The sequence below is a fragment of the Mycobacterium sp. NGS63 genome, from assembly GCF_059812295.1.
Genome location: NZ_JCALCJ010000002.1, coordinates 519,627 through 533,215, shown reverse-complemented (window position 1 = coordinate 533,215; position 13,589 = coordinate 519,627). Strand labels below are relative to the sequence as shown.

The window sequence follows — 13,589 nt, the reverse complement described above, 5'->3', positions numbered from 1 at the left end:
CGCTCCTCCGAGGCGCTCACGAGCCCGACGCCGATCGCGACGAGACGGCCGGCTCGGTGAACGAGGCGGGCACCGCGCGGGGCGCCGGGTCGCCGGCCAGCGCCAGAATCTCGTCGAAACCCTCCAGCAGGCACTGCGCGAACAGCGGTTCGTTGCGCACGGCGGCCCGGTCGTAGCGCACGGTGATGGTGCACCAGCCACCGCGGGAGATCAGCACCACCATCATCGCCACACCGGGCAAAGGACCAATGCCGTACTGCCGCAAGACTTTTGCGCCGGCGATGTAGGTGTCGCCGGGATAGACCGGGACATTGCTGGCCTGCACGTCCGAACCGATCACCGAGCCGGTGAGCCCCTCCAGCACCGGGGTGGGCAACACGGAAAGCACCGGCGCGATGGAACCGATGATGTTCATCGCGGGCTCGTCGCGGCGCTGCGTCATCTGGGCGCGGATTTTGCGCATGCGGGCGACGGGATCGGCGGTGCCCAGCGGCGCCGCCAGGTTGACGCCGGTGAACCGGTTGCCACCGGCGGTGTCGGCGTCGGCCCGCAGGTTCACCGGCACCGCCATCGGCAGGGTGCTGATGGGCACGCCGAAGGCCTCGTGATAGCGGCGCAGGGCGCCCGAGAGTCCGGCCAGGTAGGCGTCGTTGATCGATCCGCCGCCGGCCTTGGCGGCGCGGTGCAAATCGGAGAGCGGGATGTCGATCGCCTCGGTGCGGGTGGCCAGGCTGCGCCGGCGCAGCAGCGGCGATGGCTCGGCGGCGCGGTTCATCACCCGCATGCCCGACATGGCGTAGCCGACGGCTCCCCCGACGGCGGAGACGGGGTCGAGCATCGCCCGCCCGGCCGCCGACACCGCCCCGGACACCGCGCCCACGGCGCCGCTGACGAGGGCGAGCGGCAGCCGGTTGAGGCCCTGGCGCATGAGGTCGTTGGGGCTCAGGTCCTGCGGAACCGGTTGCGGCGGCGTGGACCTGGGCGGCGGGTCGCGTTCCAGGTCGTAGATCTCGGCGAACATCTCGACGCCGCCGACGCCGTCGGTGACCGCGTGGCTGACGTGCAGCAGCGTCGCGGCCTTGCCGTCGGCCAGGCCCTCGACCAGGGTGGCCGTCCACAGCGGCCGCGAGATGTCCATGGGCGACTGCAGCATCACCTCGGCGAGGTCGAACACCTCGCGCAGCGTGCCGGAGCCGGAGACGCGCACCCGGCGCACGTGGAAGTCCAGGTTGAAGTCGGGGTCGACCACCCAGCGCGGCGCCGCAGTCGGCAGCGTCGGGACGACGACCTTCTGCCGCAGCCGCCGCACCCGTCGGGACGCGTTTTCGAAGCGGGTGCGAAAGCGTTCCCAGTCCGGCGTCGCGTCGAGGAGTTCGAGCGCCATGATCCCCGAGCGGGTCCGGGGGTTCGCCTCCCCCCGATGCATGAGGTAGTCGACCGGTCCAAGCTCGTCGGACAATTTAACGGCCTCGGTTGACTCAGCCATGATCGTGAACTCGACGCGCCAACGTTGTCACCGTCGACCAAGCCTCCTGCTTCGGACCCCGCGAAACTGATTGCCCACCCAACGCTAGTCGGGTTGCCGCGCTGGTGAAAGGCGCGTGTTCAGCTGGCCGAAGTCGCCGGCAGGGGCAGCGAATCCGCCAGGAAGCCGGCGCGGCGCCCGTAGACGACGCCCAGGAAGTCGGAGACGGCGTCGGCGGCCAACCGCGACCGGACCGTCGGGGTGATGTCGAAAGCGTGGTGCGCGTTGGCGAGTTCGGCGTAAGCCACCGTGGCGGCGCCGGCCTCCTTGAGCGCCGCGCAGAACGCCCGCGCCTGGCCGCTGGGCACCAGCTCGTCCTTCTCGCCGTGCAGCACGAAGAACGGCGGGGCGTCGCGGTGCGTGTAGGCGATCGGTGAGGCCGCCCGGAACCGCTCGGGGTTTTCGGCGTAGCGGCTCTTGAGGACGAATTGCTCGAGGAACGGCAGCATCAGCTCGTGCATGTTCTCGAAGTCGGTGAAGTCGTACACGCCGTAATACGGCGCGACGGCCTGCACGGTGGTGTCGGCGTCCTCGAAGCCGGGCTGGAACGCCGGTTGGTTCGGGGTGAGCGCGGCCAGCGACGCCAGGTGCCCGCCGGCCGAGCCGCCGGTGATCGCGATGAAGTCGGGGTCGCCGCCGTAGTCGGCGATGTTCTCGCGGACCCAGGCGATGGCCCGCTTCACGTCGATGAGGTGGGTGGGAAACGTGCAGCGGGGGCTCTTGCTGTAGTTGATCGACACGCAGATCCAGCCGAGTTCGGCCATCCGGCTCATCAGCGTGTAGGCCTGCACGCGCTTGTCGCCGACGGCCCACGCCCCGCCGGGCACCTGGATGAGCACCGGCGCGCGCCGGCCGGGCGTCATGTCGTGGCGCCGCCAGATGTCCAGCAGGTGTGCGACGCCGCCCGGGCCGTAGGGAATGTCGGAGGTCTGCGCGGCGTAGCGCTTGTGCGGGCCGGGCCGGCGCAGCAGCCCGCCGCGCGGGGCACACGGCGTCTCGGCGCAGGCCGGGTGGCGCACCTGGTCGCGGAAGTCGGGGCCGAAGGCGTCCTCGAGTGCGGCGGTGAGGGCGTGATCGGCCTTCTGCGCGGCCCATGAGGTACCGACGCGCCCGATGGCGGGTGGCGACACGCGGGACAACGCGTGCCCGGTGAGCACGTGCGGGGGAAATTCGGTGGTGAGCCAGCCGGCAACCCAGCCGAGCGCGAACGGCGAGCCGCGCAGCAGGAGGGCACCGGCCCGGTAGGTGTCCCGGGCGTCGGCGGCCAGACGCAGCGCGTGGGCACCGGCCTGCGAGCACCGCGAAGTCAGGTTCAAGGCCACGCTCATGAAAACGCCACCCCTCGACGGTAGGCACACGCGTCGTTGCGGTTAACGGTTGTTTACCAACCGATGTTGTACGTGTGTCGAGGTCCACACGATAACCGATTTGCGCGGCGCGGGAAGGCTTTTCGGGCGCGTCGCGCTCGGCGAGTCGTCCTGTGAGCCTCGTTCGATAGACTGACCTGCACATTGCCTCCGTAGCTCAGGTGGATAGAGCAAGGGCCTTCTAATCCCTAGGTCGCACGTTCGAGTCGTGCCGGGGGCACTGGTCAGAAGGTATTTTTGATGACACGGCGGGCTTCCAGTCCGCAGCCAGTCCGCAGACCGCTAGAATCACTCGCTATGAAACGCGGACAAAGGGCGGGTGTAGAGGACCGTTGGCACAGGTCAGCCCGCAAAGGCGAGCAGGTGCCCTACCCTGCCGATCTACCCGACACTCTGACCGGCGTGTGGTGCGTGGATCCGAAACACGGCACACCCGGCACCCTCGTGACGACGGGACGCCACGGCACGGGCAGGCGGTGGCTAGCCAGGTGGGTCGACGGCGACGGCCAGGAACGCACACAAGCGTTCGAACGCAAAGCCGACGCTCAGGCCCGCGTCAATCAGGTCACCGCCGACATGGTGACCAACACTTATGTGGACAGCCGCAAGTCCGGGGCGACGTTCCGCACCATCGCCGACGAGTGGATGGCATCGCGGCGTACCGGCGTCAAGGCTTCCACCTTCGCCGGGGACGAGAGCATTCTTCGCAACACCGTGCTTCCCCGCTGGGGTGATGTGAGGCTGGCGGAAATCACGCACGCCGACGTTCAGTCATGGGTGGTATGGCTGACGACGAACAAAGAGGCGCGGCAGCCCAGGACCACGGACAAGGTCAAGAACGCGAGCCGCAAGCCTCTGTCGCCGCGTCGGGCCGTGCAGGCGCACGGAATCGTGAAGCAGATCCTGGCGTACGCGGTCCGTACTAGACGCCTCGCGGCTAACCCGGCTGACGGCATCGCCAGACCTCGCGTCATCCACAAGCGGGATCAGGCACTCGACCACGATCAGGTTGCCGCGATGGTCAACGCAGCCGGGGACGCCGGACCCATGCTGCTGACGCTGGCCTATACCGGGCTGAGGTTCGGTGAGTGCGCCGCTCTGCGTGTCGGTGATGTCGACCTCACAGCGCGGCGGATCAACATCGACAAGGCCATCAGCCAAGTGACCGGCAAGGGCCTGGTTGAGGATCTGCCCAAGACCCACCAGATACGCAAGGTTCCGATACTCACCACCCAGCTCTCCAACACCCTCAAGGCGATTACCGATGGCCGTGAGGCCGCGGAGTACTTGTTTCCGTCCCCGGATGGCGGGCCCATGCGTAACAGTTACTTCCGCTGGCGATTCGAGAACGCTTGCAAGGCAGCGGGTGTGACGGGCGTGAGCATCAAGACTTTGCGGCATACAGCCGGTTCGCTAGCCCTCAAGGCGGGTGCCACGGTGCCGGTTGCGCAACAGTTGCTTGGGCACCAGAAGGCCAGCACCACCTTGGACGTGTACTCGCATATCCTGCCTGACGATTTCGACGTTCTCGCCACTGCGATGGATGCAGCGGCACGGGCCGCCGCTGGCGCCAACTCATTATCAGTCTGACCGATAATCGCCGCTAGAATTTCCGTTCATGCCAAGCGAAACCGAAGCGCCCCCAACGACACGCGACCGGATCTACTTCACGCCGGAAGTGTCCCGATTGACGCAAATACCTGAGCCGACGCTGCAGTGGTACCGCGCAATGGGACGCGGCCCCAAGAGCTTCAAGGTGGGTCGCCGCGTGCGATACCGCGAGTCGGACGTACTGGAATGGCTTGCGGCACAGGAGGACGAGACTGCGCGAGGTGGTGTGAAGTGAACGTTTCATTCACCTATCTCGGTGTCAGCTTCGAGTCCCCAAACGGGGCCTGCGGCCTTATCGCCGCAAACGACGGCAGCGGAATCGTGGCCTCCAAGTGCGTAGTTATCGTCGCCCAATGCGAAGACGAGAACGTCTGGCTTGAACTCAGCCCCAATGATGCAATCACGTTTGCCGAAGGCGTACTTGATGCCGCTAGGCATGCTGCAAAATGAATTAGTATCTTGCACAACGTATTTCAGAGAGTGAAAAAATTCACAGGTCGCTGGCCCGGTTATGCGTCCTGGACGCGTGGGACAATGTAGGTGAAAGCGCGAGGCGATATGCCTCATCCGATGGGCGGATCTTACGGTGACGCATTTGCCGCCCGCCATTCCTCACCCCGAACCGCAACCAGGTGCATAGACGCCGCCGTCGCGGATACAGGGGAATACCCACGGCTAGCACCCGGGGTCAGGTACCCAACCCTGAGCAGGAGTACTGAGCATCGTCGGGATGACAGAAGCCAGCCCTGCTGATACATCCGGAGATCCTGAAGAGCGCGAACGTCGGTCACGTAGACGGCGGGAGCTAGACCGCACAAAGACGGCGAGCTTGAAGAAGGCAGAGGGGGAAAATTCCCTGTGCCCTGAAGAGCAGTGGTGTTGCTGCCCCCCGTTGGATCGGGGTCAATCCGGGAACCGGACGAGTGAGGGCACGGCCAGGGCGAGTGAGGCACCTGGATACTGAATCAGATTGATACACAATGACTCTCCAACCTGCAGCCTGAGGAGTCGCAAGAGTTTGTGATCAAGTGCCCGCCGCAGGCCCATGGGGGGCAAGGAAGCTCCCGCCCAAGGCGTTACTCAACGAAGTACGCGATGGGGTGGGCGGGAAGTGCGAAGCCTGTTGGGTCGCTTCGCTCCCCGGGCTTAGGACAAGGAGCAAGACAGTGAGCACCTACATCTGTGAGACGTGCCGAAAGCCAGTGCGTCCCGGTACGGGCTACCTGCACTCCAAGAAGGTCGGAGTCTGGCACTGCAACCACGCCCAGTGCGCCGGGGACCTCAGTGACTCGGTGTGCTTCGAAGTGCCCGAACACTGGGCTGATCTGTTGAATGCCCACCGGTACTATGCCCGCCACGCAAGGACAGAAGCATGACTAGTGACGTAAAGCTCCGCGTCGCCCGCATTCAGGACTACGACCTAGCCACGGTGGCGAACCAAGGCGACGGTGCCGAGACGGTCCAGCTACTCCGCGTCTCCCTGCCCGATGGCACGCACTCGCCGTGGCTTGCCTTCACTGCAGGCCAGTACGCAAACCTGCTTGAGGACATGCGAACCCGTCAGCACGCAGCCCTAGAGCACCACTTCGGGGTATGACCGCTGGGCTTCTCAAGCCATGCATCGAATGCGGCGAACTAAGCCCCCAGAGCCGCTGTGCCGACCACAAGCGCAAGCCGGACAGGGCGCAGCCCAGCCGCAGAGAACGCCACCGCACGAGCGCATGGGACCGCCTCTCGGCGCGACTCCGCAAGGCTTCACCGTTCTGCGAACAGTGCGGCAACCAAACGGATCTGACTGTCGACCACATCGTGCCGCTGTCAGTGGCCCCGGAGCTGGCGCTAGAACCCTTGAATTGTCGCGTGCTGTGCCGGTATCACAACGGGCTACGTCAGGACCGCTGCACGGAGGCCGAGTATCAGGCGGTCGTGGCTGCCATCGCGGCACGGAAGGCGCGGCTTGCCGGGGTCGCGCGAGTCGGCCCGTGGCCGGCTCGCGTTTACGCAGGTCACAGGCTTGCATTCTTGACGTCTGTATGACCCGGGGGGTAGCCCCCACCTGCGGCGCTGCCGGACACCCAGGCAACAGCGCGGGGGCGATTACTCCTCGCCGCCAGATTGCCGGAGCTTTCGCCAGCGGCTTTCGTAGATTAGGGGCCTATCGTCGGTGAAGCTGATGCGCTTGAAGCGGCGATATGTCAGGTACGAGTTGTTGTCAATTGCAGCCAAGCCAAGCAAATAGATGTCGATCAGCTCGATCACATCGGTGAGTGGATCTTTGAGGGAACGCTCGGCAAGCTGGAGCTTCCCATCATCCCCGGCCTCGTGCGCTTCTTTGATGTCGTACCAAGCACTCCAAAGCTGCCGGATAGTGTTGTGCATAAGCTCCAGATGAGTGTCGTTAGGCGAGATCAACATGTGCTCTCTGCGGAGGGACTGAATCTTCTTCATGCCCTCGCGTAGCTCGGGGGGCGGGAACCGCTGGACGCCTAGTCCACGCGATAGTTCCCAGAAGGCATCGTCGCATTCTTGGTGGACATCCATCAATATTTCGCGTAACCGCTGGCGGAGCTTCCGCTGATCTTCGCGAAACGCTTTTCTCGCGTCACGCCATAAGTTGCCCAGTCCGACAGCGGAATTCAAAATTCCCAGTCCAAAGCCGACATATGCGGCGATGACTTCAAAACTTGCCACCTCAGGAGCTTAACTTGCACGCCGGTCCAAAGAAGGCGGTTGACCCGTCGCCTTTGCCGTGGCGTCCGCGTGGCTCGGAGGTCGAGAGGTTCGCTCAGTTCTGTCGGACCTTCCTTCGCCTGGGGAACGGCAAGCCGCTGATTCTGCGGGGTTGGCAGCGCGACTTGGTTGCGTCGGTGTGGGGTGATCAGCGTCCGCGTTTGGCGGCGTGGGCCTTGGCGAGGGGCAACGCGAAATCCACACTTGCCGCCGCTATGGCCGTGTATGTGTTCGCCACGGGCGGTGCTGACACGTCGGTGGATGTGGTGGCCGTTGATGAGCGTCAGGCGGGCATTGTGTTCGGGATGTGCGCTCGGTTCGTTGAGCGCAGCCCTGCGCTGAGTAGCCGCGTACAGGTGTTCAAGGATCGGCTCGTAATTCCCAGTCGGGGAGCTGAATTGGCATGTCTACCGGCGAGTGCGGCGGCCCTTGAGGGACGCAACCCTGATCTGTGTATCTGCGATGAGGGGGGAAGGATCTCCCCTGAGGTATACGAGGTTGTAGCCCTCGCGAGCGGGAAGAAGGCACGGAGCCTAGTCCTTCTCATTGGCACGCCAGGGCCGGACCCTGGGAACGTCCTGGCGCAGTTTCGGCAGCATGCGTTGGAGTTCCCTGAAGACCGCAGCCAGGTCTACCGGGAGTTCAGCGCGGCGGGGTTTGAAGATCACCCAACGGACTGTGAGCACTGCTGGTCCCTCGCCAACCCTGCGCTTGATGACTTCTTGTTCCGTGACGCATTGACGGCATTGCAGCCGCCGAAGATGAGCGAAAGTCATTTCAGGCGTGCCCGTTTGGTGCAGTGGGTGACGGGAAACACGGAGCCTGTTCTGCCTCCGGGCGTGTGGGATGGCTTGTCAACCGGTGAGGGGATCCCGGGTGGCGCTGATGTGGTTCTGGCGTTCGACGGCAGCTACAGCGGTACCGACGCAACGGTGCTGATGGCGGCATCGGTTAGCCCGACGCCTCACCTTGACGTCGTGCGGGTGTGGCAGCGGCCCGACCCGAGGGACACGGAGTGGCGGGTACCGATTCTTGAGGTCGAGGACGAGATCCGGCTTGCGTGTCAGCGATGGCGAGTCGCAGAGATTGCCGCCGACCCGTATAGGTGGCAAAGGTCGCTGGCCGTTTTGCAGGCTGAGGGATTGCCGGTTGTGGAATTCCCGCAGTCGATTTCGCGTATGTCGGCGGCGACGTCAGAGTTTCTGACTGCCTGCCGTAATGGGCAGCTCAGCCACAGCGGGCACCCGATCCTCCGCGACCATCTCAACAATGCGGTCCTCACGGAAGACAACCGGGGAGGCCGCATAGTGAAGGCGTCGAGGAGCAGGCACGCAGGCAGGATCGACGCTGCCGTGACAGCAGTGATGGGCTACTCAAGGGCCTACTGGCGCGCAACACACCGTAAGAAGCGTTACCGCGCAGCATCATTCGCATAGGACAAACATGACTGATGAACTCATCGCACTGCTAGAGGCACTGGATGCACCTCAGCACCGCTACGGGCTTCTGGACCGCTACTTCGACGGCGCAAGTCCGCTCAGCTTCCTGAGCCGTGAGGCGAAGATTGCGCTGCAGAAATTCGACCAGATCAGCTCTAACCTGTGCCGCACTGCCGTGGTTTCGCTGCAGGAACGTCTTCGGCTTTCGGGCGTGACCGGTGCCGACGCATGGCCGCTGTTCGAGTACTCCGACCTGGACTTGCTCGCCGCACGGGTGCATAGGGATGCGTTGCTGTACGGCGTCGGCTACGTGCTGTGCTGGACTGACGCTACCGGGAAGCCGCGAGCGACGGTGGAAAGCCCCAAGCAAGTGACTGTCTTGCGCGACCCCGTTACCCGGGAGATTATCTCGGCAGTCAAGCGAGTGAGGACCAAGACCACCACTGAAGCGTGGGCTTACTTCGCGGACCGTGTTGAGCATTGGCGCAGTAATTCGCCTCGCTCGGGCAACGCGGGATATGCACTGGTGCAGACGATTCCACATAGCCTGGGTGTCGTTCCTGTGGTGGCTATCGGTGATGAAGACGAGCAGAGCGTGATTGCCGATCTCCTCAGCTTGCAAGACGGAATCAACAAGCTCCTTTTGGACGCCCTCATCAGCAGCGAATACGCTGGCCGCCCCAGGAGGTATGCCAGCGGCATCGAACTCCGAGAGGTACCTGTCATTGACGAGGAGACGGGCGAGCCGGTCACGGACCCCGATACCGGCGAAGTGGTGACTGAGGCTGTCAATCCCTTCCCCGAGGAAAACCGAATGATGGTGTCCGAGGACGCCAACAGTCGCTTCGGTGCCCTGCCAGCCGCAGACCTCAAGACATTCGAGTCCGGCATTCGGGTACTGATCAGCCAAGCGATGATGGTCAGCGGACTTCCGGCGCATTACGTTGGCTTGCTACAGGATTCGGTCACTTCGGCTGATGCACTAAGGGCCGCTGAGGCAGCCCTCGTCAGCAGGGCCGAAGCGAAGCAGCGGGAGTACGGCGTCGGCTGGGAAGCGGTGGCCCGCCTCCTGGTTGCCATCCGTGATGGAGTTGACCCGGGCAGCGTGACCGCCCGCGTGGTGTGGAGTCCCGCCGATACGAGGAGTCAGGCCCAGGAAGCCGACTACGCGGTAAAGCTCTACTCCGCTGGGATCTTGTCCCGTGAAGGAACTTTGAAGCGATTGGGCTTCAGTGAGGACGAGATCGCTGCCGAGATGGCCGCCTCCGAGAGGGAAGCTCAGCTCGGCTCCGATATTCGGCTTGGAAGGGTCATGCGTGACCTGCGGCCCGCCGCCTAAACATCTATCCGAGAGGAGTCCGCCGTGCCAGACGCCGACGTGACCGAAGTAATCACCAACGACACCGACGAGCAGCCCGACGACTTTGAGCAGCCCGACGACGAGCCGACAACCGAACCGGACGACGACGCGCAAACATTCCCACGCGAGTACGTCGAGAAGCTACGCCGTGAATCGGCGGGCTACCGCGACAGGGCCAAGACGGCTGAGAGTCGGGTGGAAGACCTCAGCAAGCGGCTCCATTCGGCGCTCGTTGCCGCAACAGGACGTCTTCAGGACTCCGATGACCTTCCGTTCACCCCGCAGCATCTGGACGATTCTGAGGCCCTTACAGCCGCGATTGATGATCTCCTGTCCCGCAAGCCCCATCTCGCCAGCCGTCGTGTCGGCGGTTCCATCGGGCAGGGCGTGACCGGCACCCGCGAGGAACCGTTCTCTCTTCTAGGCCGTTTGCAGCGATCCGTCTAGTAGAATCGAAGGTAGGAAAGCGATTGATTCGCAACCTATCTCAGCTTTTCCGGGCCTGATGCCCATTCCTGACTTCTGTCCTGATGACAGCGGTAATCCGTTGCTATTTAAGGACATTCGTCATGACCATTCAGACCCCGGCAACCCAGCCGACCCTTACCGCCGCCGAGGTAGCGAGTCTGCTCGTGGCTCCACTGGAGCAGCAGAGTTCGTTTTTGTCGGCGGGCCCCCAGATCATCGACACCGCTGGCCCTTTGCGCGTGCCGCGTATCGCGTCGGGAGCATCCGCCGCCTTCGTCGCCGCAGGTGCCCAGATTTCCGAGGGAAACGTTTCCTTTGATGAAATCAGCTTGCTGCCAAGCACATTGAAGGGCATCAAGTCATTGACCAAGCTCAGCAATGAGCTGATTCGCGAGGCGAGCCACACCGTGGGCGCTTTGGATCAGGTGGTATCCACTCGCCTGGTGACCGACGTGTCGAACGTGCTGGACGCCGCCCTCTACGACGGCACCGGCACCAGCGACACCATCAAGGGAATCCTCCGTCAGCCCGGGATCACCACCGGCGCACTGGATCTGACCGACCCCGACAGCCTCATTGACGGCCTGGCCGCTGCACAGGGCAACCATGTAGCCCCAACCCATTGGGTGATGACTCCGGCCAGCTTCGCCGCCATCCGCAAGGTGAAGGTCGGTTCGGATGACAAGCGTTACGTCATCGAGCCGACGACCATCCAAGATGGCGTTTCGTTCCATCTCTTCGGCCTCCCGGTCATCATCACCGACTACATCACCAACACCGGCACCGCACCCGGTAAGGCACGCGTGGCCCTCGTCGACTTCAGCAAGGTTGTAGTCGCACGCGACCAGAACCCCACCGTGGCCGTGCTCGACCAGACGTTTGGCGACTACGACACGGTCGGAATTCGCGTCACTGCCCGATTCGACGTCGGTTTGCTTGCGCCGCAGGCTGTCACGCTGCTGACCGAGGCGTAATCATGCCAGCGCCAACCTATGCAGACCTCGCGGCTCTGCTGGATGGCCGCTACACGGTTGAGCCGGAGCGTGGAGCCGCCGAGGTGGAGATCGTGACCGCGATGGCCCGCAGCTACACACGCGGTCAGGGATTCGCCAGCGATGGCACTCCTGAGCCGGACGTCCGGGCAGCGATCCTGATGGCTACGGCCCGACTACACGCCCACCCCGGACAGGTCCGCTACAGCGAAACCAGGGGCCCGGAGTCAGTGGCGTTCTTCGATGGATTTAGCGGGTGGACGCTGGCCGAGCTGGCTGTGTTGAACCGCTATCGCGTTCGGGCGCAATAGGAGCAACGCCAGCGGAGCAGCGTAGGAACCTGCTGCACTGGCGGGGGTGTCTCTCCTGGCGGTAGGCCACCCCAACAACTTCATAGAGCAACGCTGCGACGGGTCGATGGGATTTGAAGGCCCCAGCCAGCGCGTCTCAGCGGGTGCGTTCTCCGCGCACCACCAGAAGGCCCCCCGGTGGTTTCGTCAGCCGTTGCCGGGGGGCTTTCGCTTGTGCCCTAGAGCCGTTCGAGGAGAGCGATTAGCGCGCTTGACCGTACGAAGTGGGAAATGACTCCACCTGCGTAGTAAGTCGAGTCCTTCACGTGCCCAGCGTTGATGCCGACAAGCTTGCCCCTGCCGAGCACTTCCGAGAAACACAACACCGGAGCGCCTGACATGCCTTCCCAACTGAAGGACTGGCAAAGCACAGAATCTCCCAGCTCGGTTCGGCCAAAGCTTGCTGGGTACCGGGGATCACTAGAGATGATCCCAGTGACAAGGACTGGACGTTCGCTTGCCACCGTGATGCCGGGGTATCCGACAATGAAAACTTCCTCGCCTGGCATCAGCAGGTCAATTTCGGATCTCGTTGCAAGTAAGTCAAATTCGTAGAAGTTGAGCCGCGCCTGGCCATCAACAATTGGGACTTGGAATGTGTCTGATACGAGACCAATTGCGGCAAGGTCAGTCGACGGGTCGGTGTCAAAATTGATGCCTGACGCTCCGTGGGCATAGGTCCACGGGATCGGAGCCTGAGTCAGATCGTCTGGCTGCGTGTAGCCGCGAATTTCCACTGACTGAAGCTGTGCCCCCGGTCTAACGTCCTCACTCCTCTGTCCGTAGTTCCAGTCGAGTACGTGCCGGTTGGTGACGAAGTAGATAGCGTCTCGCCTGCGCACGATGAAGGCTGTACCGCTCTTGGGGCCCAGCTCCTCAAGCTCGAAGCCACCTGGTCCGGGGATCGCGAAATGCGCGGTTATTGATGCCGCCGTGTAGAAATACGCTGTGTCAACGAAACGCTGCACAAAGACGTGCGTCACGTCTGGCATGCTCACGCAATGGGACTCTAGATGATGGCGACGGTTCGCAATGCCACCAGTCCGCAGCCAGTCCGCAGCCAGTCCGCAGCGCGCTACGCCGGACCCCATGCATGCCCACTATCACCAACGGTCGAATCTGCTGCAGCACAAGCGATTACCCGGATTTACCCACACCTCTCCAAAATTGCCCATTTTTGCAAAAGCCCAGGTAGGACCGCCTTCTAATCCCTAGGTCGCACGTTCGAGTCGTGCCGGGGGCACTGACCGAGATTCCACGCCAACGCCGTCTCCACAGGCGGCGGCTTCGCTCAGGCGTTCGAGCTCACTGTTCCGACGCACTTTCGGCGCCGGGGCGGCCAAAGACCACTTGGTGCTGCTCGTCCATCTCGGCGGCCGCATCGGCCTTTAGCGCTGCCTGACGGTCGGCTTCGGCAGCACAGCGGTGCCGTGCGGCGGCTCGTTCGTGCTCGGCAATATCGCCGATGCCTTCCGCTGCCGCCTGTTCGTGAAGGCGGGCGGCTTCCTCGTGGACCGAGATCGCTTTCCGATGCAGGTTTGCGGCTGAACGATGTGCCTTCGCGGACCGTTGCCGCGATTCATGTGCGTGCCGGCGAGCCGCCTTGGCGGAATCTGCCGACGAACGCCCGCGGGCCGTCAGCTCTTTCAGTCGCGCGGCGAGTTCGTCCGCTCGCTGCTGGGCACCAGCCCCCCCCCAGCGGTTTTCTGCGCTGTCGGCCATGACGTAAGTGTGACACCGTTGTATT

The 13,589-nt window shown here is 63.7% G+C and carries 14 protein-coding genes and 1 tRNA gene; 10 read left to right on the top strand and 5 right to left on the bottom strand.

Annotated features, from left to right (window positions below):
- Window positions 1-16: 16 nt before the first annotated feature.
- Window positions 17-1,486, bottom strand: coding sequence for a WS/DGAT/MGAT family O-acyltransferase (locus AC5Y4Z_RS05790; protein ID WP_499961358.1), 1,470 nt, complete (start codon window positions 1,484-1,486; stop codon window positions 17-19).
- 119 nt (window positions 1,487-1,605) lie between these two features.
- On the bottom strand, window positions 1,606-2,853 hold the full coding sequence (lipQ, locus tag AC5Y4Z_RS05785) for an esterase LipQ (protein ID WP_499961357.1): 1,248 nt from the start codon (window positions 2,851-2,853) through the stop codon (window positions 1,606-1,608).
- 185 nt (window positions 2,854-3,038) lie between these two features.
- On the opposite strand from lipQ, the gene AC5Y4Z_RS05780 reads away from it, so the two are divergent.
- The 5 genes from AC5Y4Z_RS05780 (at window position 3,039) to AC5Y4Z_RS05760 (ending at window position 6,540) form a co-directional block, all read left to right on the top strand.
- Window positions 3,039-3,112: transfer RNA gene (locus AC5Y4Z_RS05780), tRNA-Arg, on the top strand.
- A gap of 143 nt (window positions 3,113-3,255) precedes the next feature.
- Entirely contained in the window at window positions 3,256-4,482 is a 1,227-nt protein-coding gene (locus AC5Y4Z_RS05775; protein ID WP_499961356.1) for a tyrosine-type recombinase/integrase, read from the top strand.
- A 28-nt stretch (window positions 4,483-4,510) separates the two neighbouring features.
- Complete coding sequence (locus AC5Y4Z_RS05770) at window positions 4,511-4,738, top strand: helix-turn-helix transcriptional regulator (protein ID WP_499961355.1); 228 nt, start codon at window positions 4,511-4,513, stop codon at window positions 4,736-4,738.
- Window positions 4,735-4,953 carry a hypothetical protein gene (locus AC5Y4Z_RS05765; RefSeq protein ID WP_499961353.1) on the top strand — a complete coding sequence of 73 codons (219 nt, stop codon included), beginning with the start codon at window positions 4,735-4,737 and terminating at the stop codon, window positions 4,951-4,953. The genes AC5Y4Z_RS05770 and AC5Y4Z_RS05765 overlap by 4 nt, the downstream gene beginning before the upstream one ends.
- A gap of 1,143 nt (window positions 4,954-6,096) precedes the next feature.
- Complete coding sequence (locus AC5Y4Z_RS05760; RefSeq protein WP_499961352.1) at window positions 6,097-6,540, top strand: HNH endonuclease; 444 nt, start codon at window positions 6,097-6,099, stop codon at window positions 6,538-6,540.
- Window positions 6,541-6,600: 60 nt separating this feature from the next.
- Here AC5Y4Z_RS05760 and AC5Y4Z_RS05755 read toward each other — a convergent pair whose 3' ends face one another.
- Complete coding sequence (locus tag AC5Y4Z_RS05755; RefSeq protein ID WP_499961351.1) at window positions 6,601-7,194, bottom strand: hypothetical protein; 594 nt, start codon at window positions 7,192-7,194, stop codon at window positions 6,601-6,603.
- Between AC5Y4Z_RS05755 and AC5Y4Z_RS05750 the strand changes: the two genes are divergently transcribed.
- From AC5Y4Z_RS05750 to AC5Y4Z_RS05730, 5 genes are all read left to right on the top strand, one after another.
- Window positions 7,188-8,669: a terminase large subunit domain-containing protein gene (locus AC5Y4Z_RS05750; RefSeq protein WP_499961350.1), complete on the top strand. Its 1,482-nt coding sequence runs from the start codon at window positions 7,188-7,190 to the stop codon at window positions 8,667-8,669. The two genes, AC5Y4Z_RS05755 and AC5Y4Z_RS05750, sit on opposite strands and share 7 nt — an antisense overlap.
- Window positions 8,670-8,676: 7 nt before the next feature.
- The gene (locus AC5Y4Z_RS05745; RefSeq protein WP_499961349.1) at window positions 8,677-10,011 is read left to right on the top strand and encodes a phage portal protein; all 1,335 of its coding nucleotides are present in this window, start codon (window positions 8,677-8,679) and stop codon (window positions 10,009-10,011) included.
- A gap of 24 nt (window positions 10,012-10,035) precedes the next feature.
- A complete protein-coding gene (locus tag AC5Y4Z_RS05740; protein ID WP_499961348.1) occupies window positions 10,036-10,479 on the top strand; it encodes a hypothetical protein in 444 nt (147 codons plus the stop codon).
- A 122-nt stretch (window positions 10,480-10,601) separates the two neighbouring features.
- Window positions 10,602-11,474 carry a phage major capsid protein gene (locus tag AC5Y4Z_RS05735; RefSeq protein ID WP_499961347.1) on the top strand — a complete coding sequence of 291 codons (873 nt, stop codon included), beginning with the start codon at window positions 10,602-10,604 and terminating at the stop codon, window positions 11,472-11,474.
- A gap of 2 nt (window positions 11,475-11,476) precedes the next feature.
- Complete coding sequence (locus AC5Y4Z_RS05730) at window positions 11,477-11,803, top strand: hypothetical protein (RefSeq protein ID WP_499961346.1); 327 nt, start codon at window positions 11,477-11,479, stop codon at window positions 11,801-11,803.
- A 218-nt stretch (window positions 11,804-12,021) separates the two neighbouring features.
- On the opposite strand, the gene AC5Y4Z_RS05725 is transcribed toward AC5Y4Z_RS05730, so the two are convergent.
- Both AC5Y4Z_RS05725 and AC5Y4Z_RS05720 read right to left on the bottom strand, forming a co-directional pair.
- Window positions 12,022-12,834: a S1 family peptidase gene (locus AC5Y4Z_RS05725; protein ID WP_499961850.1), complete on the bottom strand. Its 813-nt coding sequence runs from the start codon at window positions 12,832-12,834 to the stop codon at window positions 12,022-12,024.
- Window positions 12,835-13,147: 313 nt separating this feature from the next.
- Window positions 13,148-13,564, bottom strand: coding sequence for a hypothetical protein (locus tag AC5Y4Z_RS05720; RefSeq protein WP_499961345.1), 417 nt, complete (start codon window positions 13,562-13,564; stop codon window positions 13,148-13,150).
- Window positions 13,565-13,589 lie beyond the last annotated feature (25 nt).